This is a genomic window from Pseudoduganella plicata (genome assembly GCF_004421005.1).
In the GTDB taxonomy this organism is placed as follows: Bacteria; Pseudomonadota; Gammaproteobacteria; order Burkholderiales; family Burkholderiaceae_D; genus Rugamonas; species Rugamonas plicata.
The window spans coordinates 829472-855103 of the sequence record NZ_CP038026.1 but is presented as its reverse complement, the minus strand read 5'-3'; the positions used below and the strand labels follow the sequence as shown (position 1 = coordinate 855103).

At 66.4% G+C, this 25632-nt stretch carries 23 protein-coding genes; 18 read left to right on the top strand and 5 right to left on the bottom strand.

The window, feature by feature from the left end; genetic code table 11:
- The first annotated feature begins 101 nt into the window (after positions 1 to 101).
- The 12 genes from cyoA to E1742_RS03530 all read left to right on the top strand — a co-directional run bounded on the left by cyoA (position 102) and on the right by E1742_RS03530 (position 14859).
- Positions 102 to 1172, top strand: a complete 1071-nt coding sequence (gene cyoA / locus E1742_RS03585; protein ID WP_134383586.1) for a ubiquinol oxidase subunit II — start codon at positions 102 to 104, stop codon at positions 1170 to 1172.
- Positions 1153 to 3156 (top strand): cytochrome o ubiquinol oxidase subunit I, encoded by a 2004-nt coding sequence (gene cyoB, locus E1742_RS03580; protein WP_134383585.1) that lies wholly within the window; start codon positions 1153 to 1155, stop codon positions 3154 to 3156. Before cyoA ends, cyoB begins: the two co-directional genes overlap by 20 nt.
- Positions 3149 to 3784 (top strand): cytochrome o ubiquinol oxidase subunit III, encoded by a 636-nt coding sequence (gene cyoC, locus E1742_RS03575; RefSeq protein ID WP_134383584.1) that lies wholly within the window; start codon positions 3149 to 3151, stop codon positions 3782 to 3784. The genes cyoB and cyoC overlap by 8 nt, the downstream gene beginning before the upstream one ends.
- Complete coding sequence (gene cyoD, locus E1742_RS03570; RefSeq protein WP_134383583.1) at positions 3781 to 4200, top strand: cytochrome o ubiquinol oxidase subunit IV; 420 nt, start codon at positions 3781 to 3783, stop codon at positions 4198 to 4200. Before cyoC ends, cyoD begins: the two co-directional genes overlap by 4 nt.
- Complete coding sequence (locus E1742_RS03565; RefSeq protein WP_134383582.1) at positions 4200 to 4997, top strand: SURF1 family protein; 798 nt, start codon at positions 4200 to 4202, stop codon at positions 4995 to 4997. Before cyoD ends, E1742_RS03565 begins: the two co-directional genes overlap by 1 nt.
- Positions 4976 to 6319, top strand: coding sequence for an ATP-binding protein (locus E1742_RS03560; protein WP_134383581.1), 1344 nt, complete (start codon positions 4976 to 4978; stop codon positions 6317 to 6319). The genes E1742_RS03565 and E1742_RS03560 overlap by 22 nt, the downstream gene beginning before the upstream one ends.
- Positions 6312 to 6866, top strand: coding sequence for a response regulator transcription factor (locus E1742_RS03555; protein WP_134383580.1), 555 nt, complete (start codon positions 6312 to 6314; stop codon positions 6864 to 6866). Before E1742_RS03560 ends, E1742_RS03555 begins: the two co-directional genes overlap by 8 nt.
- Positions 6867 to 7012: 146 nt before the next feature.
- Positions 7013 to 9661, top strand: coding sequence for a bifunctional acetate--CoA ligase family protein/GNAT family N-acetyltransferase (locus E1742_RS03550; protein WP_134383579.1), 2649 nt, complete (start codon positions 7013 to 7015; stop codon positions 9659 to 9661).
- 145 nt (positions 9662 to 9806) lie between these two features.
- Positions 9807 to 11582, top strand: coding sequence for a putative bifunctional diguanylate cyclase/phosphodiesterase (locus E1742_RS03545; protein ID WP_134383578.1), 1776 nt, complete (start codon positions 9807 to 9809; stop codon positions 11580 to 11582).
- The gene (locus E1742_RS03540) at positions 11579 to 12580 is read left to right on the top strand and encodes a 2-hydroxyacid dehydrogenase (protein ID WP_134383577.1); all 1002 of its coding nucleotides are present in this window, start codon (positions 11579 to 11581) and stop codon (positions 12578 to 12580) included. Before E1742_RS03545 ends, E1742_RS03540 begins: the two co-directional genes overlap by 4 nt.
- Positions 12581 to 12861: 281 nt before the next feature.
- On the top strand, positions 12862 to 13647 hold the full coding sequence (locus E1742_RS03535; protein WP_134383576.1) for an SDR family NAD(P)-dependent oxidoreductase: 786 nt from the start codon (positions 12862 to 12864) through the stop codon (positions 13645 to 13647).
- A gap of 51 nt (positions 13648 to 13698) precedes the next feature.
- Positions 13699 to 14859 carry an MFS transporter gene (locus E1742_RS03530; RefSeq protein ID WP_134383575.1) on the top strand — a complete coding sequence of 387 codons (1161 nt, stop codon included), beginning with the start codon at positions 13699 to 13701 and terminating at the stop codon, positions 14857 to 14859.
- Positions 14860 to 14974: 115 nt separating this feature from the next.
- Here E1742_RS03530 and E1742_RS03525 read toward each other — a convergent pair whose 3' ends face one another.
- Together E1742_RS03525 and E1742_RS03520 are read right to left on the bottom strand one after the other, a co-directional pair.
- On the bottom strand, positions 14975 to 16402 hold the full coding sequence (locus E1742_RS03525) for a PA domain-containing protein (protein WP_134383574.1): 1428 nt from the start codon (positions 16400 to 16402) through the stop codon (positions 14975 to 14977).
- Entirely contained in the window at positions 16389 to 17438 is a 1050-nt protein-coding gene (locus E1742_RS03520; protein WP_134383573.1) for a choice-of-anchor J family PEP-CTERM protein, read from the bottom strand. Before E1742_RS03520 ends, E1742_RS03525 begins: the two co-directional genes overlap by 14 nt.
- Before the next feature lie 351 nt (positions 17439 to 17789).
- Between E1742_RS03520 and E1742_RS26590 the strand changes: the two genes are divergently transcribed.
- Both E1742_RS26590 and msbA read left to right on the top strand, forming a co-directional pair.
- Positions 17790 to 18014 (top strand): hypothetical protein, encoded by a 225-nt coding sequence (locus E1742_RS26590; protein WP_229466490.1) that lies wholly within the window; start codon positions 17790 to 17792, stop codon positions 18012 to 18014.
- Complete coding sequence (gene msbA, locus E1742_RS03515) at positions 18008 to 19642, top strand: lipid A export permease/ATP-binding protein MsbA (RefSeq protein WP_229466489.1); 1635 nt, start codon at positions 18008 to 18010, stop codon at positions 19640 to 19642. The genes E1742_RS26590 and msbA overlap by 7 nt, the downstream gene beginning before the upstream one ends.
- Before the next feature lie 80 nt (positions 19643 to 19722).
- Here msbA and E1742_RS03510 read toward each other — a convergent pair whose 3' ends face one another.
- Positions 19723 to 20481 carry a DUF481 domain-containing protein gene (locus tag E1742_RS03510; RefSeq protein ID WP_134383572.1) on the bottom strand — a complete coding sequence of 253 codons (759 nt, stop codon included), beginning with the start codon at positions 20479 to 20481 and terminating at the stop codon, positions 19723 to 19725.
- A 223-nt stretch (positions 20482 to 20704) separates the two neighbouring features.
- Here E1742_RS03510 and E1742_RS03505 point away from each other — a divergent pair, with 223 nt between their 5' ends.
- Positions 20705 to 21910 (top strand): DNA topoisomerase IB, encoded by a 1206-nt coding sequence (locus E1742_RS03505; protein WP_134383571.1) that lies wholly within the window; start codon positions 20705 to 20707, stop codon positions 21908 to 21910.
- 128 nt (positions 21911 to 22038) lie between these two features.
- Here the strand turns inward: E1742_RS03505 and E1742_RS03500 are convergent, their stop codons facing one another.
- Both E1742_RS03500 and E1742_RS03495 read right to left on the bottom strand, forming a co-directional pair.
- Entirely contained in the window at positions 22039 to 23085 is a 1047-nt protein-coding gene (locus E1742_RS03500; protein WP_229466488.1) for an alpha/beta hydrolase, read from the bottom strand.
- Between the two features lie 78 nt (positions 23086 to 23163).
- Positions 23164 to 23625, bottom strand: coding sequence for an Lrp/AsnC family transcriptional regulator (locus E1742_RS03495; protein ID WP_134383570.1), 462 nt, complete (start codon positions 23623 to 23625; stop codon positions 23164 to 23166).
- 84 nt (positions 23626 to 23709) lie between these two features.
- Here E1742_RS03495 and E1742_RS26330 point away from each other — a divergent pair, with 84 nt between their 5' ends.
- Genes E1742_RS26330 through E1742_RS03480 form a run of 3 tightly spaced genes read left to right on the top strand, consistent with a single transcriptional unit; the run spans position 23710 to position 25623 of the window.
- Complete coding sequence (locus E1742_RS26330; RefSeq protein ID WP_189569124.1) at positions 23710 to 24102, top strand: hypothetical protein; 393 nt, start codon at positions 23710 to 23712, stop codon at positions 24100 to 24102.
- Positions 24103 to 24139: 37 nt separating this feature from the next.
- Positions 24140 to 24706, top strand: coding sequence for a hypothetical protein (locus tag E1742_RS03485; RefSeq protein ID WP_134383569.1), 567 nt, complete (start codon positions 24140 to 24142; stop codon positions 24704 to 24706).
- Entirely contained in the window at positions 24703 to 25623 is a 921-nt protein-coding gene (locus E1742_RS03480) for an NAD(P)/FAD-dependent oxidoreductase (protein WP_134383568.1), read from the top strand. The genes E1742_RS03485 and E1742_RS03480 overlap by 4 nt, the downstream gene beginning before the upstream one ends.
- Positions 25624 to 25632 lie beyond the last annotated feature (9 nt).

The following is a 25632-nucleotide window of genomic DNA, read 5'->3' as shown; positions in this document are numbered from 1 at the left end:
CGGATTTGACACCGGGGGTGGGACAAAGTGTCCAATTCCATTCCGCATGCCTGTGACGGTACAGTAACATGTTCCCAATCCTCTGTAGCGCACATAACTTAATGAAAACATCAAAAGTTCGCAGCGGACTGATGCTTCTCCCCCTGTTGTGGCTCACCGGCTGCAATACGGTGGTGTTGAATCCGTCCGGTGATATCGCGGCGCAGCAGGCTCATCTGGTAATGGTGTCTGTTTACCTGATGCTGCTGATCGTCGTTCCCGTTATTTTCCTCACGCTGTATTTTGCCTGGCGTTATCGCCAAAGCAATACCAAGGCTACCTATGCGCCCGACTGGGACCACTCCACCAAACTGGAACTGGTCATCTGGGGTGTGCCGCTGCTGCTGATCATCGTGCTGGGCCTGATCACCTGGATCAGCACCCACCTGCTCGATCCGTACCGTCCGCTGCAGCGCCTGGACGAGAAGCGTCCGATCCCCGCCGGCGTCACGCCGATGACGGTGGAAGTCGTCGCGCTGGACTGGAAATGGCTGTTCATCTATCCGGAGCAGGGTGTCGCGACGGTCAATGAACTGGTCACGCCGGTGGACCGTCCCATCAAGTTCAAGATCACCGCATCGTCGGTCATGAACGCGTTCTATATTCCCGCAATGGCAGGCATGATCTATGCAATGCCGGCGATGGAAACGCAGCTGAACGCCGTCATGAACAAATCGGGCACGTACGACGGCTTCTCGTCGAACTACAGCGGTGCCGGCTTCTCGCACATGCGCTTCAAGTACCATGCGATGCCGCAGGGCGACTTCGACGCGTGGGTGGCAAAGACCAAGGCCGGCGGCGGCGAACTGACCCGCACGGACTACGTCCAGCTGGCCAAGCCGAGCGAGAAGGACCCCGTGCGCCGCTACGGCGCCGTGGACCCGACGCTGTACAGCGCAATCGTCAACCTTTGCGTCGAGCCAGGCACGAAGTGCATGGCCGAGACGATGCATGAAGACCAGCGCCGCAACGCCGCCGCCGCGGCGCTGAAAAAAGCGCAACACGAAGCAGGCAAGAAAGCCAATCCGGGCGAAGTCGCACGGGTGGCACAACTGGGTGCCGAGGTATGCACGACGCCTGCCGACAAGCCCACCATTTCCATGAAGACCGACAATGCAAGCGTATCCAACTGAAACCGATCCGATCTTCGGCAGGCTGAGCTGGGAAGCGATTCCGTTCCATGAACCGATCCTGCTCGCCACCTTCGCCGGAGTTGCCCTGGGCGGTATCGCCCTGGTTGCCGCCCTGACGTACTTCCGCGTCTGGGGTCATCTGTGGAAGAACTGGATCACCAGTATCGACCACAAGAAAATCGGCATCATGTACATGATCCTGGGCCTGATCATGCTGCTGCGCGGCTTTGCCGACGCGATGATGATGCGTGCCCAGCAAGCCATCGCCTTTGGCGACAATGCCGGCTTCCTGCCGCCGCACCACTACGACCAGGTCTTCACCGCCCACGGCGTGATCATGATCTTCTTCGTGGCGATGCCGCTCATTACCGGCCTGATGAACTACGTCGTGCCGCTGCAGATCGGCGCGCGCGACGTGGCGTTCCCGTTCCTGAACAACTTCTCGTTCTGGATGACGACGATGGGCGCCGTGCTGGTCATGGCCTCGCTGTTCGTCGGCGAATTCGCCCGTACCGGCTGGCTGGCCTTCCCGCCGCTGTCCGGCATCCTGGCGTCGCCCGACGTGGGGGTGGACTACTACATCTGGTCATTGCAGATTGCCGGGGTAGGGACACTGTTGTCCGGCGTGAACCTGCTCGTCACGATCGTCAAGATGCGTGCCCCCGGCATGGACATGATGAAGATGCCGGTGTTCACGTGGACCGCACTGTGCACCAACATCCTGATCGTCGCCGCGTTCCCCGTGCTGACGGCCGTGCTGGGCATGCTGTCGATGGACCGCCTGCTGGGTACGCACTTCTTCACGAACGAGCTGGGCGGCAACGCCATGATGTACGTGAACCTGATCTGGATCTGGGGCCACCCGGAGGTGTACATCCTGATCCTGCCGTGCTTCGGCATCTTCTCGGAAGTCGTGTCGACGTACTGCTCCAAGCGCCTGTTCGGCTACACGTCGATGGTGTACGCAACCTGCGTCATCATGATCCTGTCGTACCTGGTCTGGCTGCACCACTTCTTCACGATGGGCTCCGGCGCCTCGGTGAACTCGTTCTTCGGCATCACGACAATGATCATCTCGATCCCGACGGGCGCCAAGCTGTTCAACTGGCTGTTCACGATGTACCGCGGCCGCATCCGCTTCGAACTGCCGATGATGTGGACCGTCGCCTTCATGGTCACGTTCACGATCGGCGGCATGACGGGTGTCATGCTGGCGATTCCGCCGGCCGACTTCGTGCTGCACAATTCGCTGTTCCTGATCGCGCACTTCCACAACGTCATCATTGGCGGCGTGCTGTTCGGTCTGTTCGCCGGTATCAACTACTGGTTCCCGAAAGCGTTCGGCTTCAAGCTCGACGTATTCTGGGGCAAGGTCTCGTTCTGGTTCTGGGTCATTGGCTTCTATATCGCCTGGATGCCGGTGTACGCACTGGGCTTCATGGGTGTCACCCGTCGTCTGAACCACATCGAAGATCCTTCGCTGGCGCCGTACTTCCAGATCGCCGCCGTCGGCGTGGCGATGATCGCCATCGGTATTGGCGCGATGCTGATCCAGTTCGCCGTGTCGTTCATGCGCCGCAAGCAGCTGCGCGACGTGACGGGCGACCCATGGGGCGGCCGTACGCTGGAATGGTCGACGTCGTCGCCACCGCCGGACTACAACTTCGCGTTTACCCCGGTCGTGCACGACAACGACAGCTGGGCCGACATGAAGAAGAACGGCTATGCGCGTCCACTGAAGGACTTCGTGGCGATCCACATGCCGGCCAACACCGGTGCGGGCTTCATCATCGCGGCACTGTCGATGGTGGTGGGCTTCGCAACGATCTGGCACATGTGGGCACTGGCCGGCCTGGCGTTCATCGCCATGATGGTCGCGATCATCGTCCACACGTTCAACTACAAGCGCGATTTCTATATCTCGGCGGAAGAAGTCACCCGTACCGAAGAACGCCACACCGCTTTGCTGGGAAGCCATGTCTGACATTAACGTAACCTCCGCCGGCGCGGTGAGCGCCGACCCGAGCTCGCGCTATATCGTGCGCGAGCACCATCCGGAACACGGCACGATCCTGGGTTTCTGGATTTACCTGATGAGCGATTGCCTCATCTTCGCCTGCCTGTTTGCGACCTATGCCGTGCTCGGTCGCAACTATGCCGGCGGCCCGTCGGGCGCCGAACTGTTCGACCTGAAGCTGATCGCGCTCAATACCGCGTTCCTGCTGTTCTCGTCGATCACGTACGGCTTCGCGATGCTGCAGGCCAAAGTGAAGAACAAGTCCGGCACGTTGCTGTGGCTGGGCGTCACGGGCCTGTTCGGCCTGGCGTTCCTTGGCGTCGAGATCTATGAGTTCATGCACCTGATTCACGAAGGTGCAGGTCCGCAGCGTTCGGCCTTCCTGACGTCGTTCTTCGCGCTGGTCGGCACCCACGGCCTGCACGTCACGTTCGGCGCCATCTGGCTCGTGACGCTGATGGTGCAGATCTCGAAGCATGGCCTGCACGCGGCCAATATGCGCCGCCTGAACTGCCTGTCGCTGTTCTGGCACTTCCTGGACGTGATCTGGATCGGCGTGTTTACCTTTGTCTACCTGATGGGAGTGCTGCCATGAGCGACCACAATCACCACCACGGTCACGGGCACGACGGTCACGACGACCATGGCCACGACCACGCCGACGGTTCCGCCGTGCACGGCTCGATGAAGGATTACGTGATCGGCTTCGTGCTGTCGGTGATCCTGACGGCGATCCCGTTCTGGCTGGTCATGAACCACGTGATCGAAAGCCCGGCCACGACCGCGTACGTCATTCTCGGCTTCGCGGCCGTGCAGATGGTCGTGCACATGGTCTATTTCCTGCACATGAACTCGAAGTCCGAGGGCGGCTGGAACATGCTGGCCCTGATCTTCACGATCATCATCGTCGTCATCACGCTGGCAGGTTCGATCTGGGTCATGTACCACATGAACGCCAACATGATGCCGGTCATGGAAATGCATACCCCGCAACAAATGCACGACATGTAATGACGGCACCGCGCAGCAACTCCGGAGGAAAGATTGTCCTGGCTGTCTGCGCGGTACTGGCGTTCTGCCTGTTCGCCGCACTGGGCACATGGCAGGTCAAGCGACTGCAATGGAAGCTTGACCTGATCGAGCGCGTCGACGGGCGCGTGCATGCAGCACCTGTCGCACCGCCGGGCCCGCAGCAGTGGGCCCGCGTGAGTGCGGAGTCGGATGAATACCGCCGCGTGCGGGTCGCCGGCAAGTTCCTCTACGATCTCACCACCCGCGTCCAGACCACCACCGCGAAGGGCATCGGCTTCTGGCTGATGACGCCCCTTTGCACGGACGAGGGTCATATTGTCTTCATCAACCGCGGCTTCGTGCCGATGCAGGCGGGCGACCTCAATCGCCCGGCGCCGCCGAAGGCCGGTCCCGAGCCGTGCGCAGGTGCGTCCGGCCCCCGCGCCGACGTCACCGGACTGCTGCGCATGCCCGAACCGAAGGGCCGCATCCTGCGCGAAAACGACCCGCAACACGACCGCTGGTACGTGCGCGACGTGCCCGTCATCGCGGCCGCGCGCGGCTTGGCGAATGCGGCGCCGTACTTCATCGACGCGCCAGCCGGCCAGGAATATCCGCGCGACGCCGGCGAACAGCCCGTCGGCGGCCTGACCGTCATCGACTTTCCCAATAACCACCTCGTGTATGCGCTGACCTGGTTCGCTCTGGCGGCAATGGTCGCGGGCGGCTATTATCTCGTCCTGCGTTACGAACGCCGCAAGACGAGGGAACACAGATGTCGGACAGCACCGAGGTAACGGAACGACGGCGCTACGGGCGCGAAGGCATCGCCGCGGCCGGCGTTGAATTCATGGCCGGCCACAAGAACATGATGCAGCTGATCCAGCTGCGCTGGCTGGCCGTGATCGGCCAGGTGGCCACGATTGCCGGGGCCAACCTGGTCTACGGCATCCGCCTGCCGCTGGTGCCCATGCTGCAGGTGCTGGCCTGCCTGATCGCCTTCAACCTGGCCAGCCACCTGCGCTGGCATGAAGTGCGCTACGTCCGCAACACCGAGCTGTTCATGGCGCTGCTGGTGGACGTCGCCATCCTGACCTCCCTGCTGTACCTGTCCGGCGGCGCCACCAACCCGTTTGCCTTCCTCTATCTGCTGCAGGTCATCCTGTCGGCCGTGCTGCTGCGGCCCACGTACGCGTGGACGTTCGTGCTGGTCACCGTGGTCTGCCTGGCGGGACTGTCGCGCTACTATCTGCCGCTGCCCCTCGCGCTCGACCATGAGCGTGGCATCGAGTCGCTGTACGTGCAGGGCCTCCTGATCTGCTTCATGCTCATTGCCGGGCTGCTGGTGTTCTTCATCACCCGCATCACCGCCAACCTGCGCGCGGGCGATGCCCAGCTGGCCCATCTGCGCCAGCGCGCCATCGAAGAGGAGCACGTGGTGCGCATGGGCCTGCTCGCTTCGGGCGCTGCGCACGAACTAGGCACGCCACTGGCGACCTTGTCCGTCATCCTGGGCGACTGGAAACGCATGCCCGAATTTGCCCGCAATCCGGAACTGCTCGAAGAGATCGGCGAGATGCAGGCGCAGCTCAAACGCTGCAAGGCGATTGTCAGCGGCATCCTGCTGTCGGCCGGCGAGACCCGCGGCGAGTCGTCGGCCCGCACGACCTTGTGCACGTTCCTCGACGAGCTGGCGCGCGAATGGCAGGCCAGCCGGCCCGTGGCCGCCTTCCAGTACGACAACCGCTTTGGCGCGGACTTGCCCGTCGTGTTCGACGAAACGCTCAAACAGATGGTCTGCAATGTGCTCGACAACGCACGCGAAGCGTCGCCCGCATGGGTGGCGCTGGAAGCGTCACGCGAGGACGGCCACCTGATTCTGCGCGTAACGGACCGCGGCCCGGGCTTCGACAGCGGGGTGCTGGCACAGATCGGCAAACCGTATAATTCCACCAAGGGGCGGCCCGGCAGCGGCCTGGGACTGTTCCTCGTGGTGAACGTGGCGCGCACACTGGGTGGTACGGTGGCGGCACGCAACCTGGCGCAGGGCGGAGCGGAAGTGACGATCCGGCTGCCGCTGCCGTCGCTGGCACTGGACAAGGAAAGTTTGCATGACTGAAGCGGATGCCCAGCGCACCCTGATGATCGTCGAGGACGACGAAGCGTTTGCGCGCACCCTTGGCCGCTCGTTCGAGCGGCGCGGCTACCGCGTGCTGCACGCGGCAAACGTCGACGAGGCCGCCGCGCTGCTGCCCGGGCTGGCGCCGGGCGAGCCGGGCCATGCCGTCGTCGACCTGAAGCTCAAAGGCAATTCGTCCGGCCTGGCCTGCGTGCAGATGCTGCATCAGCACGACCCGACGATGCTGATCGTCGTGCTGACGGGCTATGCCAGCATCAATACAGCCGTCGAGGCCGTCAAGCTGGGCGCCTGCCAGTATCTGGCGAAACCGTCCAACACGGACGATATCGAGGCGGCGTTCGAGCACGTGGCCGGCAGTTCCGAGGTGGAACTGACAGGTCGCGCCACGTCCGTCAAGACGCTGGAGTGGGAGCACATCCACGCCGTGCTGGCGGAAACGGAATTCAATATCTCGGAAGCGGCCCGGCGCCTCGGCATGCACCGGCGCACCCTGGCGCGCAAGCTGGAGAAGCAGCGGGTGAAGTAGTCGGTGAGGCAGTCAGTGAAATAGTCGGTGAGGTAGTCGCTGAAATCGCGGGGTGCGAAACTGCCAATTTTGATTTGCATCAATCGTGCGCGCTGCCTTTCTGGCTACTCTTTGATATCGGTCAATGACCCATCAAGGAGACACGGATGACGATCCGTAACTTGCAATACCTGTTCCAGCCCGGTTCCGTTGCCGTCATCGGCGCGTCAAACCGCGCGCACAGCGTCGGCGCGACCGTCTACCGCAATCTCCTCGACGGCGGCTTCCATGGTGCCATCTACGCCGTCAATCCCAGACACACCACACTGGCGGGCCGGCCCGTCTACCCAAACGTGCCCGCCTTGCCGGCTGCGCCCGACCTGGCCGTCATCTGCACGCCTGCCGCGACCGTGCCCGACCTGGTCGGCCAGCTCGGCGCCCTCGGCACGCGCGCCGTGATCGTGCTCAGCGCCGGGCTGGATGGCGCGCTGCGCCAGGCCGCCCTGGACGCCGCCAAGCCGCACCTGCTGCGCATCCTAGGCCCGAACTGCCTGGGCATGCTGGTGCCGGGCATCGGCCTGAACGCCAGTTTCGCGCCGACCGGCGCGCTGCCGGGACGGCTGGCGTTCGTCTCGCAGTCCGGCGCGCTGGTGACGACAGTGCTGGACTGGGCACGCACGCGCGGCATCGGCTTTTCCAGCTTTGTCTCGCTGGGCGATGGCAGCGACGTCGACGTTGGCGACCTGCTGGACTACCTGGCCGGCGACCCCGGCACCGATGCCATCCTGCTGTACGTCGAAAGCATCAGGCACGCGCGCAAGTTCATGTCCGCGGCCCGCAGCGCGGCGCGCGGCAAGCCAACGTTGATCGTCAAGGCTGGCCGCTCGCTTGAAGCCGCCCACGCCGCGTTCAGCCACACGGGCGCGCTGGCCGGCGCCGATCTGGTGTACGACGCCGCACTGCGCCGCACCGGCATGCTGCGCGTGCTGACAACGGAAGCACTGTTCGACGCGGTCGCCGTGCTGGCGCGGCCGCGCGCGCTGCGCGGTCCGCGCCTGGCCATCGTCACGAATGGCGGCGGCGCCGGCGTGATGGCGACCGATGCGCTGATCGCCGGCGGCGGCACGCTGGCAACCTTGACGCCCGCCACGCGCGAGGCACTGGCCGCCGTGCTGCCGACCACGTGGTCCAACGGCAATCCCGTCGACATCATCGGCGACGCGCCGCCGGAGCGCTACCGCGACGCACTGGCCGTGCTGCAGGGCGCGCCGGAAGTCGACGCCGTGCTGCTGCTGCACGCGCCGACCGCCATCGTCCCCAGCGCCGCCATCGCCGAACTGCTGCTGCCGCTGCTGCGCACGGCCACGCGACCCGTGCTGACCTGCTGGCTGGGCGGGGACAGCGTGGCGACGGCGCGCCGCCTGTGCCACGACGCCGGCCTGCCCGTGTTCGACACGCCGGAAGGCGCGGTGCAGGGTTTCCTGCAGTTGCTGCAGTACCGTCGCAACCAGGAACTGCTGATGCAGGTGCCGCCGGCGCTGCCGGGCGGTGTCGTCGACCGTGCCGGCGCGCGCGTCCAGGTGGCCAAGCTGCTGGCGCGCGGCGCCACGCGGGTGGGCGAGGCCGACAGCAAGACCCTGCTGGCCGCCTACGGCATCCCGGTGGCGCAAACGGTGGTGGCGGCGACGGCGGACGATGCCCTCGACGCGGCTGCACGGATCGGCTATCCGGTCGCCGTCAAGCTGCTGTCGCCGGATGTCGTGCATAAATCCGACGTTGGCGGCGTCGTGCTCGACATCGACAATTCGGATGCGCTGCGCCAGGCGCTGTCCGATATCCCCGAACGGCTGGCCGAGCGCCAGCCGGGTGCGCGCATCGACGGCTATACGGTGCAGACGATGGTGCGGCGTCCCGGCGCGGTGGAGCTGATCGTCGGTATCTCGACCGATCCCGTGTTCGGCCCCGTGGTCCTGTTCGGCCAGGGCGGCCTGGCGGTCGAGGTGACAGCCGACCAGGCCATCGCATTGCCGCCACTGAACCGCGTGCTGGCGGCGGACCTGGTCAGCCGTACCCGGGTGGCGCGGCTGCTGGCGGGCTACCGCGACCGTCCGCCGGTCCACATGGAGGCGCTGTGCGACGCCCTCGTGCGCATTGGCCAGATGGCCGCCGACCTGCCCGAGCTGGCTGAGCTGGACATCAATCCGCTGCTGGCCGACAGCGGCGGCGTCATTGCGCTGGACGCCCGTGTCCGGCTGGCGCCCGTCGCCGCCGGCGCCGATCCGCTGGCGCGGCTGGCCATCCTGCCATACCCCGACCATCTGGAGCGCCGCGTGCCGTGGGAGGGCGAGGACGTAGTGATCCGCCCGGTGCGACCCGAGGACGGCCCCGCGCACGTGGCGTTTTTTGCCGCACTGTCGGCCGAGGACGTGCATTTCCGCCTGTTCGCCGCGCTGCGCGAACTGTCGCCGGCGCAGCTGGCCCGCTTCACGCAAATCGATTACGCTCGCGAAATGGCAATCATCGCGTCGCGCACCATGGCATCGGGCACGGCCGAGACGCTGGGCGTGGCCCGGGTCGTCGCCGACCCGGACAATATTCGCGGCGAATTTGCCGTCACCGTGCGCAGCGACCTGAAACGGCACGGCCTCGGCCGCATGCTGATGACGTGCCTGATCGACTATTGCCGCGCGCAGGGACTGGCGGAGCTGGGCGGCACCGTGCTGCCCGATAATGTGCGCATGTTGCGGCTGGCACGGGAGCTCGGCTTCACGGCCGCGCGCGCGGACGATGTCGTAGTGCTGAGGCTGGTGTTGTAGCGTTATTGAATGGTCACGTAGAAATGTGTGTTTATGTGTGGTAACTAGCGCACAGCTAGCCGCCGGCCTGTGCGCGGCGCCGCCTGGCCGCGTAAAATGGGCCGGCAGTGGCATTTCGTGCTTCGCCCGTCAAGAGAACAGAACCATGGCATATATGAATGAAGCGGCACGGCTGGACGCGCTGCGCCGGCTCGACCTGCTGGACACGCCGCCCAGCGAAGCGTTCGACCGGATCACGCGCATGGCGGCACAGCTGTTCAACCTGCCCATCGCGGCCGTCTCGCTGACGGACAGCGACCGGCAGTGGTTCAAGTCGCGCGTGGGCGTCGACCATACGGCGATTCCACGCATGCGCGCGCCTTGCGCCAGCGTGGCCGATCACAGCGCGACGCTGATCGTACCGGACCTGCTGGCGGACGAGTATTACCAGGACAGTCCGCTCGCGCACAGCGGGGTGCGGTTCTACGCCGGCGCGCCGCTGACGACCCGCGACGGCTTTTGCCTGGGGGCCATGTGCGTGCTGGGCACGGAGCCACGCCAGGTGACGCCTGCCGAACAGGCCGCGCTGACGGACCTGGCGGCCATGGTCATGGCGCAGATCGAACTGCAGCATGCGCTGGGCCGCATCGATCCGATGAGCGGGCTGCCCAACCGCAACCAGTTCATCGACGATTTCGACGACCTGCAGAAGGACCGGCCGGCGGGCGAGCGGCGACTGGCCGTGCTGATCAACCTGGCCAGTGCGGCGCAGCTGGCCAATGCCGCCCGTGTGATGGGGTCCTCGTACCTGGACAGTCTCGTGACCGAATCGGTGCGCTCGCTGCGCACGGCCGTCGCGCGCGGCGAAAAGATGTACCAGCTGGGCGCCACGCAGTTCGTCATGATCGCACCGCCCGGCACGAGCGAAGAGGAATGCGTCGTGCTTCTGCGGCGCTGGCTGAACGGTTACGACCAGTGGTCGACGTCGCGCTTCGTCACGACGCCCGCCGTCGGCATCGCCCCGTTCGTGCTGGGCAAGATGGCCTGCCTGGACGTGCTGCGCATTGCCCAGAATGCCGTCGAGGATGCCTTTTCCACGGGTGAACACATCGGCATCTATTCGCCCGAGCAGGACGATGCCTACCGCCGCCGCTTCACCTTGCTCAATGAGTTCGGGCGGGCGCTGGAGGACCCGGCCCAGCTGCGCCTCGTCTACCATCCGCGCGTGGATCTGGCGACAGGGCGCTGCGTGGGCGCCGAGGCGCTGCTGCGCTGGACTCATCCGCAACTGGGCGAAATTTCGCCCGGCGAATTCATGCCGATCGTCGAACAGACGTCGATGGCGCGGCCCGCCACGGCGTGGGTGCTCGACGCCGCGCTGCGCCAGCTGCGCCAGTGGCAGGAAGCGGGCACTGCCCTGACCTTGTCCGTCAATGTCTGCGCACCGAACCTGCTGGAACCGGACTTCGCGGAAGGCATCGCATTGCGCCTGGCGCGGCACGGCGTACCGCCCGACCGCCTGGAGCTGGAAGTGACGGAGACGGCCGCGATGGAAAACCTGAGCGCCGTGCACGGCATGCTGCAGGCCGTGCACGACAGCGGGGTGCGCATCGCCATCGACGATTTCGGCACCGGCTACAGCAGCCTGTCGTACCTGCAGACGATTCCCGCCCACGTGGTGAAAATCGACCAGAGCTTCATCCGGGGCGTCGAGCGCGACGAGCGGCGCCGCGCACTCGTGGCGGCCATGGTGACGCTGTCGCACGACCTGGGACACCGGGTCGTGGCCGAAGGCGTCGAGACGGAAGCGGCCCTGGCAGTGGTGCGCGCAGTGGGTTGCGACGAGGCGCAGGGATATCTGTATGCACGGCCGCTGCCGCCGGCCGCGTTCATCGACTGGCTCGGGCGGAACGCCGGCGCGGCGCCGGAGGGCGCCCGATGAAGCTGGCCATGTTTTCGAGCCAGCCCTACGACCGGCGCTTCTTCGACGAGGCGCGCGCCGCGCGCAACGACGACGTCGAGCTCCACTACCACGCCACGGCCCTCAATGCCGGGACGGCGATCCTGGCGCAGGGCTGCACGGCCGTCTGCGTGTTCGTCAACGATGTGCTGGACGCGGCCACGCTGGAGGTACTGCACGGCCTGGGCGTGCGCGCGCTGCTGCTGCGCTGCGCCGGCTTCAACAATGTCGACCTGCAGGCGGCCGCCGGCTACGGCATGTTTGCCGCGCGGGTGCCGGCGTATTCGCCCGAAGCGGTGGCCGAGCACGCGCTGGCGATGATCCAGACCCTGAACCGGCATACGCACCGCGCCTGGGCGCGCGTCCGTGAAGGTAACTTCGCGCTGGAGGGGCTGCTGGGCATGACCCTGCACGGCAAGACCGCCGGCATCGTCGGCACCGGCAAGATCGGCCTGGCGACGGCGCGCATCCTGAAGGGGTTCGGCTGCCGCGTTCTCGGCTACGACCCGTACCCGTCGCCCGCGTTCGCGCCGCTGGGCACGATGGTGCCGCTGGACCGGCTGCTGGCCGAGGCGGACATCGTCTCGCTGCATTGCCCGCTGACGGACGACACCCGCCACCTGATCGACGCGACGACGCTGGCAACGATGAAACGCGGTGCGATGCTGGTCAACACGTCGCGCGGCGGCCTGATCGACACGCCCGCCGTCATTGCGGCGCTGAAATCGCGCCAGCTGGGCGCACTGGCCATCGACGTCTACGAGCAGGAAAGCGCGCTGTTCTTCCACGACCACTCCGGCGACATCATTGACGACGATGTCTTCGGCCGGCTCGTCACGTTCCCCAACGTACTGATCACGGGCCACCAGGGCTTCTTCACCATCGAGGCGCTGCGCGAGATCGCCAGCATCACGTTCGACAACCTGGACTGCTTCCGCCGCGGCGGGATCTGCGCCAACCTGCTGCCGCCACTTTCCTGAACGTGGCGGGGGCCACTGGTGCGGTGCCGGTCGCCAGCCACACGGGCCTGCGTCACGTTTGCAGTGCATCGTCCCCCGCACTTCCACCAGCGCGGCACCGCAGGCCGTGCCGGCGCGCCCGGACCCGATACGGCGCGCCGCCGTGCGATGCGCCGCCACCGCACGGCTGGCGCGACCGTTGCTGCCGCGGATTCCCTCCGGGCGGCCGCCGCGGGCGACTGCGTGCAACTTTGCCACCGCCGCGTTAAAGTGTCGTTCTTGCCACTTTCTAAGGAGACACCATGCGCATCGATCTGACAGGTAAAACCGCCATTGTCACCGGTTCCACCCGGGGCATCGGCTTCGCCATCGCGCTGGGGTTGGCACGTGCCGGCGCGGCCGTCGTCGTCACCGGACGCAAGCAGGCCGACGTCGACGGCGCACTGGCCCGGCTGGCGGCCGAGGTGCCGGGCGCCGCCGTGCGCGGCCATGCGGTGGACCTGGGGGATGGACCCGGCTTCGATCGCCTCAAGGCGCTGGAGCCGGACTGCGACATCCTCGTCAACAACGTCGGCATCTTCGGCCCGCAGCCGTTTGCCGAGATCCCGGATGCCGAATGGACCCGCTTCTTCGAAGTCAACGTGATGTCGGGCGTGCGTGCCAGCCGCGCTTGGCTGCCGGGGATGCAGGCGCGCAACTGGGGCCGCATCGTCTTCATCTCGTCCGAGTCCGCCATCAATATTCCGGCCGACATGATCCATTACGGCTTCACGAAAACGGCCAACCTCGCCGTCGCGCGCGGGCTGGCGAAAAGCCTGGCGGGCACGGGCATCACCGTCAACAGCGTACTGCCCGGGCCGACCCTGTCGGAAGGCGTGCAGGAAATGGTGGCTCCGGGCGAAAGCGCCGAGGTGGCACTGGAGCGGGCCAATGCCTTCGTGCGCGAGCACCGTGCCAGTTCGATCCTGCAGCGCGTCGCGCTGCCGGAGGAGGTCGCCAACATGGTCGTCTACGTCTGCTCGCCGCAGGCCTCCGCCACGACCGGCGCCGCACTGCGCGTGGACGGCGGCACCGCCGACACCATCTGACGTGGCGGCGGTACTGGGGCGGTAGCGGCAACGAGGGGCCCGCGCGCGACGCTGGCGATCCTGGCATGCACGCAAATCGCGTCGTGGGGGTCGCTGTATTACAGCATCGCGATCCTGGGTCCCGCGCTGGGCAGCGAGCTGCACTGGAACCCGACGGTGATCTACGGCGCCTATTCATGGAGCCTGATCGTCTCGGGCCTGGCGGCCACGCCGGCCGGCGCGTTGCTGGACCGTCGCGGCGGCCGCGCCGTGATGGGCGCGGGCTCGCTGGCTGCCGCGGCGGGCATGCTGCTGCTCGCCACCACGGGCACGCTGTGGCAGTACGTGCTGGCGTGGACCGTGCTGGGGCTGGCGATGGCGCTGACCCTGTACGAAGCGGCCTTTGCAACACTGAACCGCGACTTCGGCATCGATTCGCGCCGGATGATTTCAACGCTGACGTTGTTCGGCGGCTTTGCCAGCACGCTGTTCTGGCCGCTGACGATGCATCTGGAGGGTGCGTTGGGCTGGCGCGGCACGTGCATGGCGTATGCCGTCATGCACCTAGTGCTGTGCCTGCCGCTGCACGCCAGCCTGAACGGCGCCCGCGCGACGCCCGCCGCTGCGCCGCCGCCGGCCGCCGAGGCGGGCAGGGCGGACATGACGTTGCGCGAGGCGGTCCGGCACCCGTCCTTCTGGACGCTGACGATCGCGCTGGCCGTTAACATGCTGATCTTTTCGGCACTGGCCGTGCACCTGATTCCGCTGTTGCGCCAGTTCGGCTATGAATCCGCACTGGCGGTCGGCTTGGCCGCGCTGATTGGGCCGGCACAGGTGGCAGGGCGTATCGTCGAGCGCGTGTGGTTCCAGGACGCGCCGCCGCAGCGCATCGGCCGTCTCGCCTTCGCCGCGCTGCCCGCCGGCCTGCTGGCGATGCTGCTGCTGGCGCGCCAGCAGTGGGCCGCCGGCCTGTTCTGCGTGCTGCTGGGGGCCAGCAACGGCGTGCTGACGATCGTGCGCGGCACGGTGCCGCAGGTATTGTTCGGCCGTCGCCACTACGGCGCCATCTTCGGCGCCATGGCGGGGCCGGCGCTGCTGGGGCGCGCGGCCGGGCCGCTGCTGACGGCATTCATGCTGGGCGCTGGCGTGCCGCCGGCGGCCTTGCTGGGGGCGTTCATGGTGGTGTCGCTGTTGTCGTTGGCGGGGTTTGTTGTCGCTACGCGGGTTCGCTAGACTCTGGGACAGCGCCCGAAAAGGCGCTGTCCCTGGCCATCGTGTGGGGCAAAGGCGCGCAAAAAAACGCCGGGCGCAAGGCCCGGCATCTTTTTCTGCGTGCTGCAGCGGCCGATTACCAGCCGATATCGTGCAGCAGCGGCAGGGTCAGGTCCTTCGGCGGTTCCACTTCATGCGTCAGGTCCGAGTTGATCGACGGTTCCATCAGCTGGTTCGGACGTGCCGACGTCGTGTAGTGCGACACCGAGGAGCCCGGTTCGAACGTCGTTGGCGTGTACATCAGGATGCGCTTCTGGTTGTCGGTACCGGCCAGGCGCGTTTCGTCCGACTTGAACGTCACGACGATGCCCGACTTGGTACGCGAACGGTAGGCCAGCGCGGCGCGCAGCGCATTGCCGTCGGCCTGGCTGATGCGCACGGACGGGATCGTGATGCTTGGATCGCTGCCGCTCATGCCGGCCGGGTCGCCCGGGGCGTTGTCCGCGACGACCATGCCGATTGCGCCGGCTGCCTGGACGTTGGCGGCCTTGATGACGAACGTGCAGGTGCCACGGTCGACCATCGCGAAGTTGCCGCGCACGGCCTTCGCGTTGGCAGGGCTGAGCGGTTCGCAGGCGGTGCCCGTGCCGTTGGCCTGTTCGACGACAGGCATCAGCTGGCCGCTGACGACGCTGCTGCCGATGGCCGGGCCGAAGCTGGCTTCGCCGAACCGGGGGGTGCCCGCCGTCGCGCCGGCGGCCGGGCCGCTGACATTGACGACGCCCAGCTTGCCCAGCACGTCAGGCACGGCGGCCGTCACTTCCGGACCGCCCCAGGACATGCCGTCGCCGCTGACGGCGTTGGCCACGCGCTCGGCCGGCGTCATTTGCGTCCAGGTCTTGTTGGTCCGGTTGTCGGTCATGTAGTGATCCCAGATCGACGGCGTGTCCAGGTAATACTGGCCCGTTTCCTCGTCGGAGAAGCTCTGGAAGCCCAGGCCGTGGCCCATTTCGTGCAGCAGCACGGCCACGAAGTCGGTGCCGCCGGTGTCGTCGCCATCCAGGCCCAGGTAGAACGGCGAGCCAGGCAGGCAGTCCTCGGCCAGGCCCAGGCGCGAGTTGAAGCGCGCGCGGATGTCGGCGATCTGCGGGCTCTGGTCGGTGCCGGACAGTTTATTGGCCAGCGCGCTCGGATACCACGTGTTGGCACGTGGCGCGCCGGGGAAGTCGGAGAACACTTCCAGCGTACCTGCCGAACCCAGCGTCGCCGATGTTGCCGTGCAGCGCAGCGGCTCGAAGCTGGCCTGGATGCGGATCGGCACGGTGCTGTCGAGCTTGGAGCCCCAGATATTGGCGGCGTAGGTGAACGCGATCAGGCGCTGTTCGCCCAGGGTGGTGCCCGTATTGCCGCCGACCGGCTCGGCCGGCGTCGGGTCGTTGAAGCCGACGCCCGGCTCGTTGGCGTTGACGATGACGATCGGTGCGGCGGCCTGGGCGGTGCCAAGCGCACCAAAGGCCAGCGCCAGAGCGGCAATGACGGTCTTCATATTGTTATTGCGCTTCATAGTTGCGCTCCTTGGCTTGCGCGGCGCGCGGGTTGTTCGATGCGACGTGAGCTTGTGACGCGGCATGGGCGTGGGCGGCGTGTTCGTCCGCGGCGCAGGCTTCGCTCAGCGTGCCGTCGGCGTTTTTCGTCACGACCGAGTACATGACCTTGTTTGCAACGCTGGCCACGCGCGTACCGTCGGCACGCGTCACCACCTGGGCCGTCTTGGTGTTGCCGGCGGCCAGGCTGGACGAACGGACCGTCTGCGGCACCAGGGCCTTGTATTCGGCGGCGGTGGGCGCGCGCAGCTGGCCCGTTTCCGCGTCCCGGACGACGACCATGCCTTTTTCATCGGCGGCCATCGCACCGCCGGACATGCCCAGCGCGGCCAGCGCCAGGCCGGCGCCGGCGGCGGCGCGGCGGGTGCGGCGTGCCATGAAGCCGACACCGGCCAGGCCCAGGCCCATCATCAGCCACGCCGAAGGTTCCGGCACGGCGGCGATGCTGACGCTGTCGATGCCGATATAGCCGCTGTCCTCGTAGCTGCCCGTGTAGTGGAAGGCGAAACGGCCCGTGCCCGTGCCGGTGAAATCGGCCGTGTAGCGGGTCCAGTCGCCAGGATAGGCGGCGCTGTCGATCGACAGCAGGCTGGTCTTGAAGCCGGTGATGCCGGTGCCGGCGCCGGCGCTGAACAGCAGACCCAGCGTGTCGTTGGTGCCTTCCTCGGCCGCATTGCGCGTGTAGAACGTGATGCGCGTGGCACCCGTCAGCGTGATTTCCGGCGTGATCAGCCAGTTGTCGACCGTGCCGTCCAGTGGTGCGCCGGCATTGAAATTCGCCGCCGCGTACGAATTCGCGGCACCGGCCTGCGCGTCGAAGATCCCGGTATTACCCTGGAACCACGAAGTGGCGCCGGCATTGACGTTGTTGATGACCCAGCCGTCCAGGGCCTGAACATTGTCGAAGCCCTCGGTAAGGGAAACGGGCGCCGCCGCCTGTGCTGACGCCGATAGTGTCAGCGCTGCCGCAGCAATAACAGTGAGGAAAGTTTTCATTAGTTCACTTTCGTTTTACGATAGAGGAGAGAGCAATGTTTTTCAAATTGCAAGATCAGTATAGGATGAAGAAATGTATCCTTGCCACTGATTTTTTACACTTCGTCATTGATCTTTTAATTCGTATCCAAATTGCAACGCGCTAGCCGGGTGTGTTCCAGGAAACCCAGGCTCCATGCGGGTTTGCGCACGGAAGGGCGTTTTGGAAGCCATCCTCGGCACATGTCTCTTGACAAACGCCGCGGCGATTTCGCGTAACAAAATGTAAGAAATGTTACTAGCGGCCGGGCTCGCCAGGGCTGCGCCGTGGCAGCCGCCACGCGATTCCGCCCGCGCATCGAAGGCGTTACAATGCTGCCTTTCTTTCCTTCCTGGCCCACCTGTGCAAAGCCGCCCCTGTATCTTCGCCTGCTGCAGCAATTCACACCCTACAGCGGCGCGCTGGCCGCCACACTGTTCGCTGTCGCGATCGCATCGCTGACCGACGTGCTGCTGATCCGCCAGCTGCAGAACGTGGTCGACGCCTTGCGTCCGCAGGGCATCAGCCATGGCGCGGAAGTGGGGGCGGCGTGCTGACGGCCGTCGGCGCTTTTATCGACCGCTTCCTGCCGGTGGACGCGGCGCAGGCGGCGCTGTGGACCATTCCCGTCATCATCATGGTGCTGGCGTTCCTGCGCATGGTCAGCAGCTTTGCCGGCGACTACGGCTCGGCGTGGCTCAGCAACCGCGTGCAGGCGGACCTGCGTGAAAAGATGTTTTACCGTATCCTTCGGCTGCCGAACGGCTACTTCGACGGTTCTTCCACCGGTACCACGCTGTCGCGCGTCACGTTCGACGCCAACCAGGTGTCGCAGGCAGGCCTGAACGTCGTCAACGTCGCGGTGCGCGATTCGGTGGCGACGGCCGGGTACCTGGTATCGCTGTTTACCATCGACTGGCAGCTGGCCGTGTTCTGCCTCGGCCTGCTGCCGCTGGTGGCGATCGTCGTCATCTTCGCGGGCCGGCGCATGCGCCGGCTGTCGGAAAGCGCCCAGCATGCGATGGGCGAGCTGACGCGCGTGCTGGACGAAAGCATCTCCGGCCAGCGCGTCGTCAAGATCTTCGGCGGCCAGCAATACGAGCAGCGCCGCTTCGATGCGGTCGTGAAGCTCAATCGCCAGCTGGCCGTGAAGCATGCCGCCACGGCGGCAATGAACTCCGGGATCATCATGATGCTGGTGGGCGCGACCTTGTCCGCCGTGATCTATTTTGCGCTGCTGCGCGCGCAGGCCGGCGCGCTGTCGCCAGGCGCCTTTGTCGCCTTCATGGGCTCGCTGATGGCCATGCAGTCGCCCATCAAGAACCTCACCAAGATCAACGAGCCGCTGCAGCGCGGGCTGGCCGCTGCCAAGTCCGTGTTCGGCCTGATCGACGCGCCGGTGGAACAGGATACGGGCACGCAGCCGCTCACGCGCGCCGCCGGCCGCATCGAACTGCGCGAAGTGGGCTTCCGCTACAACGCGGCCGACACCGACGCCGCGCCAGCACTGCGCGGCCTGTCGCTCGACATCGCGGCCGGCGAAACGGTGGCGCTCGTCGGCGGCTCCGGCAGCGGCAAGACGACGCTGGCCAGCCTGCTGCCGCGCTTCTACGACGTCACGTCCGGCCGCATCCTGCTCGACGGCGTGGACGTGCGCGACTACCTGCTGGCCGATCTGCGCCACCAGATCGCGCTGGTCAGCCAGGACGTGGTGCTGTTCAACGACACGCTGGCCGCCAATATCGCCTATGGCGACCCGGCACCGGACCAGGCCCGCGTCGAGGCGGCCGCGCGCGCCGCGTATGCGCACGAATTCATCGAGCGCCAGCCGCAGGGATATGCGACGGAGGTAGGGGAGAACGGTTTGCGTTTGTCAGGCGGCCAGCGCCAGCGCCTGGCGATTGCCCGCGCGCTGTACAAGGATGCCCCGATCCTGATCCTGGACGAAGCCACCAGCGCGCTCGATACGGAATCGGAGCGCCAGGTGCAGGCGGCGCTGGAGCGCCTGATGAAGGGCCGCACGACGGTCGTCATCGCGCACCGCCTGTCGACCATCGAAAACGCCGACCGCATCGTTGTCATGAACAGTGGCGCCATCGCCGAAGCTGGTACGCACGAAGCGCTGCTTGCGCAGGGCGGGCTGTATGCGCGGCTGTATCAGACGCAGAAGCAGCTGACCAGCTGACCCTGCGACCCGTGGTATAGCGGGACAGTAAAAAACCGGTGACAGGCACCGGTTTGGAACCCGGTGCCTGTCACCGGTTTTCAGAACGAATAGACCAGGGTCACGGATGTCTGCGTATCCGTGTTCTTCTTGTCGATGGGGACATTGGTATCGTTGCGGGCACTGAACGCCGCCTTCATCTGCATCGTGTTGTTGATCTTGGTGGACAGCGCCGTTTCCGCGATCGAGTGCACGTTCGACGTGCCCCGCTCGACGGCGATCGTCTGCGTAAACAGTGCCGATGGGCTGATCTGCCAGCGCACGTTGGCCGCGCCCCGCACAGTGAAGCCGCTTTCCTCTTCGCCCGTGGCGCGCACGCCGTTGAAGTAGCCCGGACCCAGTTCCACTTCGAGGATCTTGTCGGTGGACTTGTACAGGCGCTTGCCGCGGCCGACGGACACGGACGAATAGCGCGTATAGGCGCCGAATCTGTCGTCCACGTGGGAGCCCAGCACGTACATGCGCTCGCCATCGTCCAGCAGCTTGTACGCCGCCTTGGCCGACAGCATGAAGCGCTCGGCCGAACGGACCGACTGGCGATTCCCATAGTCGTCCTCGTTGCGGTCCTCCTTGAAGAAACCGGTCAGGATGTACTGGTTGCTCCAGTCTTCCAGTTCCTGGCGCGCGTCGATCTTGCCGGTCACGGAGGTGCCGCTGGTGTTGCCGCTGGTGGAGATGGCACCCAGCTCGGCGGAGGTGTGCCAGGTGCGTTCTTCGATGTTGTCGGCGGCGTGGGTGACGCCGTGCACGGCCAGGAGCACGAGGGGCGCGGTCAGGATGCTTGCGAAGCGTGTCGTCATGGGCATGTTCTACGGCTGCACGCAACTGCGGGGCAGGGCGCGCGGGCACATTCGGGTGAAGCGGGAGAAGGCAGCATTGTACCCCAGGTAAGTTTGCGCGTCCCCATGCTTGTCTTTTGGTCGTGTGCCGGGGTTGCATACGTCTGTGGCGCGCGTGTGGGCTGGCGTACGGAGCGTGCCACGCAGCGGTGGCACACTGGCGCCACTGCCCGGAGGACACATCATGAAACCAGAAGAAAGCACCGCAAATCGGGCCGCCGACGCGCCGGCCGCCGCCCGTGCCGCGGGACTGCGCTACGTTGTCGATACCCGTCCCGGCCTGTCCCGCATTGCACTCGATGGGGGCGGCTTCCGCTACGTCGATGCGCACGGCGAGCAGGTAGAGGACGAGGCGACGCTGGGACGAATCCGGTCGCTGGCCATCCCGCCGGCATGGCGCGACGTGTGGATCTGCGCCCAGGCCAACGGCCACCTGCAGGCGACGGGGCGCGATGCGCGCGGGCGCAAGCAGTACCGCTACCATCCCCGCTGGCGCAGCGTGCGCGACGAGGTCAAGTACGAACGGATGATCGCGTTCGGGCGCGCGCTGCCGGGCATTCGCCGCACCGTGGACGCGGCACTGGGCCTGCCCGGCCTGCCGCGCGAGAAGGTGCTGGCAACCATCGTCTACCTGCTGGAAGCGACGATGATGAGGATCGGGAACGAGGAATACGCGAAGGAGAACAAGTCGTTCGGCCTGACGACATTGCGCAACCGCCACGTGCGCATCGACGGCAAGGAAGTCGAGTTCCGTTTCCGCGGCAAGAGCGGCGTCTGGCACGACGTCAAGGTGGCGGACCGCCGGCTGGCCCGCATCATCGCCCGCGCCCGCGACCTGCCCGGCCAGGAGCTGTTCCAGTACATCGACGACGACGGCAACACCCATGCGATCGACTCGGCCGACGTCAACGACTACCTGCGCACGATCACGGGCGAGGACTATACGGCCAAGGACTTCCGCACCTGGTCCGGCACCGTGCTGGCCGCGCTGGCACTGCAGGAATTCGAGAAGTTCGACTCCGAGACGCAGGCCAAGAAAAACGTCGTGCGCGCCATCGAATCGGTGGCGAAAAAGCTGGGCAATACGCCGTCCGTCTGCCGCAAGTGCTATGTGCACCCGGCCGTGCTGGAAGCGTACATGGACGGCACCGAAGTGGCCGCGCTGCGCACGCGCGCGGAACAGGAACTGTCCGAGGACCTGCATGCCCTGCAGCCGGAAGAGGCGGCCGTGATGGCGCTGCTGCAGCAGCGGCTGGAACGGGAAGAGCAACTGATTGCCGCCAAGGGCAAAGCTGCGCCGAAGCCCGCGCGCACGACGGCGCGGCGGGCAAAGGACGGCGCAGCGAAGAGCGGCGGCAAGGCGCGGCGTGCCGCGACCGCCTCGGCATGATCGTTGCTTGAACGGCGCTCGGCCGGAGGATCCGAACCGCTTCACGCCGCCGGCGCTGCACGCATTGCCTGCCGCGGCACCGGGTCCGGCCTCGCCGCGCCACGATCCGGTTGCCACGCCGGCAAGCGTTACGGCTTGCCGCCGAACGCCTTTTTCAGATCCTCGGCCACGAACTTCTGCGCATCCTCGGCCTTCGGCAGTGCCGCATGCATGCCGAAAAACCCGTGCGTGACACCGTCGAACTCGCGGTACTGCACGGCCACGCCGTCCGCCTTGAGCCGGTCGGCATACGCGCGCGCCTCGCTGGCCAGCGGGTCGATTTCCGCCGCGACGATCGTGGCCGGCGCCAGACCCTTCAGCGTGTTCGCCTTCATCGGCAGCGCGATCGGGCTGGCGCGGTCTTCCGGTCGTGGCGCATACTGGTGCAGGAACCACTGCATCGCCGGCTTGTCGAGCGGCTGCGCGCTGGCATTGCGCTGGTACGACGGCGTGCTCATGTCGTCGTTCAGGACGGGGTAGATCAGCACCTGCCGCGACGGCGCCGTCACCTGCCGGTCGCGCGCCATCAGCGCCACCACGGCCGCCAGCGTACCGCCGGCACTCTCGCCTGCGACCGCCACGCGCGCCGGATCGCCGTTCAGTTCCTGCGTGTGCGCCAACGCCCACTGCCATGCCGCGAACGCATCCTCCGGCGCGGCGGGGAACCGATGTTCCGGTGCCAGCCGGTAGTCGACCGACACGACGACGGCATTGGCTCCCTGCGCCAGCGCGCGGATCGACGGTTCATACGCCTTCGTGTCGCCCAGCACGAAGCCGCCACCGTGAAAGTAGACGATGACGGGGAAGGGCCCTTTCCCGGAAGGCGTGTAGACGTGCAGCGGCACGTCCCCGCCCGGACCGCGCGCGCTGAGATGGCGCACCGTCAGCGCGGCAGGGGACGGCGCCGCCTTGCCATCATCTTTCAGCACCTTCGCGACGGCCTCGCCCGTTCCAGGCTGCCTGCGTGCCTCAGGCGGCGCGAGCGTCTGCACCGGCTTCGCGTCCAGCGCGGCGTACGCCTCCAGCACTTTCTGCATGCGCGGTTCGGCCTTGGGCGGTTCCTTGCTGTCCAGTGCCGAGGCGGACGTGGCGACGAACAGCGCCGCCATGACGGCGCTCCGGATAGTCGTGATCATAAATTCCTCGCAATATTGCAACGGCGCCATCATCTGCTTTCTCTCGCCGCAGGTCTGTGCGGGAATGCACGATGGCGCCTACGGCTCGACGGAATGGGCCCGCTTCAGGCAGCGCAGCACGAACGTGGAGCGGCTGTGGCGGATGCCCGGCAGCTTGTACAGCTTACGGCGCAGGAATTCTTCATAGCCCGCCGTGCCGGCCACGGCCACCTTGATCAGGTAGTCGTATTCGCCCGTCAGCAGGTAGGCTTCCATCACTTCCGGCAGCTCGGCAAGTGCGTGGCCGAACTTCTCCAGCATATCGTCGTCGTGGCGGTCCAGGGTTACTTCAATGATGACGGTGTCCGGCAGGCCCAGCGCCTGCTGGTTCAGCAGCGCGGTGTAGCCTTCGATGACGCCGCCGTCCTCCAGCGCGCGCACCCGATTCCAGCAGGGCGTGGTCGAAAGCCCGACGGCTTGCGCCAGCTTGGTATTCGACAGGCGCCCGTCGCGGCGCAGCGCGCGCAGGATGCGGCGGTCTGTGTCGTCCAGTTGTTCCACGGTTTGCTTCCTTTGGAGATGATCGTACCGGAAAGTATAGCAAGGCAGGTAGAAGGTTCTCCTAAAGGACGTTCAGGACACGAAATGAGGGCGCCTATTCCACGCCGGCCGGGCTATCATTTTGCGATGGAACTGCATACGAAAACTTTCCGCCTGCGGGTGGAGCGGGACGCGGCCACGGCCACCCTGGAAAATGTGCTGGCGGTGGTGCGCCGTGGCGGGCTTGGCCTGCACAGCCTGACGATGGCGCCCGGCCGGCACGGTGTCGACGTGCACCTGCGCGTGCAGGCAGGCGAGCCTGAGCCGCTGCAGCTGTGCCGCGTTCGGCTGTGCAATGTCATCGGCATCGTGAAGATCCGCGAATTGACATCGGACGTGCGCCAGGAACCCGGGCACGGACCCGGCGGGCATGCCGGTGCGACGCGTTCCGACTGCAACGTGGGGTATGCTCCTACGGCCGTGGCGGCGCGGGCATGACAGAATCGAGGCACGTTCAATTTGCAAGGAGATTGTCATGAGAATACAGATCGCCATTACGCTGGCTGCCGCGCTGGCGGCAACGTCGGCACAGGCCCAGCTGAGCCAGCCGCAAAACGGCCAGCTTAACTCGCAGGTGAATACGCAGGTGAACTCGCAACTCGGCAGCCAGGTGAATACCGGCGTCGGCGCCGGCGTCACCACCGGGGTAAATACGGGTGTCAGCGGCGCATTGCCGGGCAGCACGACCGTGAATGGCGTCGGCACGGCCCGCACGCCGGCGCCGCTGGCCGCGACCCAGCCGGGCGCCCTGGGCCGCACCGGCGCCGAGATCGGCACGCCAGGCGTCACCGCGCCGCTGGGCACGATCGATAATCGCGCACCGGCCATCGGTCTCGGCACGACCAGCGTGACGAACGCCAGCGGCAGCTCGCTGTCGACTGCGACGGGTTCGTCGGCACCCCTGAACAATGGCACCTGGGGCGGCACGGGCCCCAACAACACGCTGTCGCCAGCGGCCAGCGGCACCGCCGCCGGCACGCCCGGCGTGTCGGCCGGCGGCACGGCAACGGGGGCGGCGTCCGGAGCGCCGACCGGCCGGTGACCGCGGTTCGTCGCTGTGAGGTGCTGATCGTCGGCGGCGGCCCGGGCGGCCTGACCGCCGCGATCTACCTGCGCCGCTTCCGCCGTGACGTCGTTGTCGCGGACAAGGGCAACAGCCGCCTGTCATTGATCCCGGTCAGCCACAACTATCCCGGCTTCCCGGGTGGGGTGCGGGGCAGCGAGCTGCTGGGGCGCCTGCACGAGCAGCTGACGTGCTATGGCGGCGCTGTGGACGATCTGGAGATCAGGGACCTGCGCAAGGATGGCGACATCTTTGTCGCCACCCATGCGGACGGCGAGATTCACACGCCCGTCGTGCTGCTGGCCACGGGCGTCGCCGATGCCGGCCTGCCGGTGGAAGACTGGCACGAAGCCGTCGCCGCCGGAGCGGTGCGGCTGTGCCCCGTCTGCGACGGCTTCGATATCCTCGACAAGAAAGTGGCCGTCGTCTCGCAACCGCACAACCGCACGGGGCACGCGCTGTTCATGCGCACGTTCTCGTGCGACGTGACGCTGTTCGAACGGGAGCCGCAGGCGCCGCTGTCGCCGGAGGAGGCGGCGCAGCTGCAGGACGCCGGCGTGCGTTACATCCCGTCGCCATTGAAGGGCGTGACGTTGACGGACGATATGGCGCCCGTGCTGCACACGGACGACGGCGAGGACTACCGCTTCGATGTGTTCTATCCCATGCTGGGCGAGAAGGCCCGCTCCGGGCTGGCCATGAATATCGGCGCCGCGTGCGGCGACTGCGAGAAGCTGATCGTCGACGATCATCAGCGCACGTCCGTGCCGGGTTTGTTTGCCGTTGGCGACGTGGTGGTGGGACTGAACCAGATCAGCGTCGCGATCGGCCAGGCGGCCATTGCCGCGACGGCCATTCACAACGCGCTGCCGTGGCAGTTCCGCCAGAAGGCCTGAGCCGACAAC

Excerpts from the sequence above, each read along its gene's own strand:
- cyoA (WP_134383586.1), top strand. The coding sequence starts at position 102 with ATGAAAACATCAAAAGTTCGCAGCGGACTGATGCTTCTCCCCCTGTTG.
- cyoB (WP_134383585.1), top strand. The coding sequence starts at position 1,153 with ATGCAAGCGTATCCAACTGAAACCGATCCGATCTTCGGCAGGCTGAGC.
- cyoC (WP_134383584.1), top strand. The coding sequence starts at position 3,149 with ATGTCTGACATTAACGTAACCTCCGCCGGCGCGGTGAGCGCCGACCCG.
- cyoD (WP_134383583.1), top strand. The coding sequence starts at position 3,781 with ATGAGCGACCACAATCACCACCACGGTCACGGGCACGACGGTCACGAC.
- E1742_RS03565 (WP_134383582.1), top strand. The coding sequence starts at position 4,200 with ATGACGGCACCGCGCAGCAACTCCGGAGGAAAGATTGTCCTGGCTGTC.
- E1742_RS03560 (WP_134383581.1), top strand. The coding sequence starts at position 4,976 with ATGTCGGACAGCACCGAGGTAACGGAACGACGGCGCTACGGGCGCGAA.
- E1742_RS03555 (WP_134383580.1), top strand. The coding sequence starts at position 6,312 with ATGACTGAAGCGGATGCCCAGCGCACCCTGATGATCGTCGAGGACGAC.
- E1742_RS03550 (WP_134383579.1), top strand. The coding sequence starts at position 7,013 with ATGACGATCCGTAACTTGCAATACCTGTTCCAGCCCGGTTCCGTTGCC.
- E1742_RS03545 (WP_134383578.1), top strand. The coding sequence starts at position 9,807 with ATGGCATATATGAATGAAGCGGCACGGCTGGACGCGCTGCGCCGGCTC.
- E1742_RS03540 (WP_134383577.1), top strand. The coding sequence starts at position 11,579 with ATGAAGCTGGCCATGTTTTCGAGCCAGCCCTACGACCGGCGCTTCTTC.
- E1742_RS03535 (WP_134383576.1), top strand. The coding sequence starts at position 12,862 with ATGCGCATCGATCTGACAGGTAAAACCGCCATTGTCACCGGTTCCACC.
- E1742_RS03525 (WP_134383574.1), bottom strand. The coding sequence starts at position 16,402 with ATGAAGCGCAATAACAATATGAAGACCGTCATTGCCGCTCTGGCGCTG.
- E1742_RS03520 (WP_134383573.1), bottom strand. The coding sequence starts at position 17,438 with ATGAAAACTTTCCTCACTGTTATTGCTGCGGCAGCGCTGACACTATCG.
- E1742_RS26590 (WP_229466490.1), top strand. The coding sequence starts at position 17,790 with ATGCTGCCTTTCTTTCCTTCCTGGCCCACCTGTGCAAAGCCGCCCCTG.
- E1742_RS03510 (WP_134383572.1), bottom strand. The coding sequence starts at position 20,481 with ATGACGACACGCTTCGCAAGCATCCTGACCGCGCCCCTCGTGCTCCTG.
- E1742_RS03505 (WP_134383571.1), top strand. The coding sequence starts at position 20,705 with ATGAAACCAGAAGAAAGCACCGCAAATCGGGCCGCCGACGCGCCGGCC.
- E1742_RS03500 (WP_229466488.1), bottom strand. The coding sequence starts at position 23,085 with ATGATCACGACTATCCGGAGCGCCGTCATGGCGGCGCTGTTCGTCGCC.
- E1742_RS26330 (WP_189569124.1), top strand. The coding sequence starts at position 23,710 with ATGAGGGCGCCTATTCCACGCCGGCCGGGCTATCATTTTGCGATGGAA.
- E1742_RS03485 (WP_134383569.1), top strand. The coding sequence starts at position 24,140 with ATGAGAATACAGATCGCCATTACGCTGGCTGCCGCGCTGGCGGCAACG.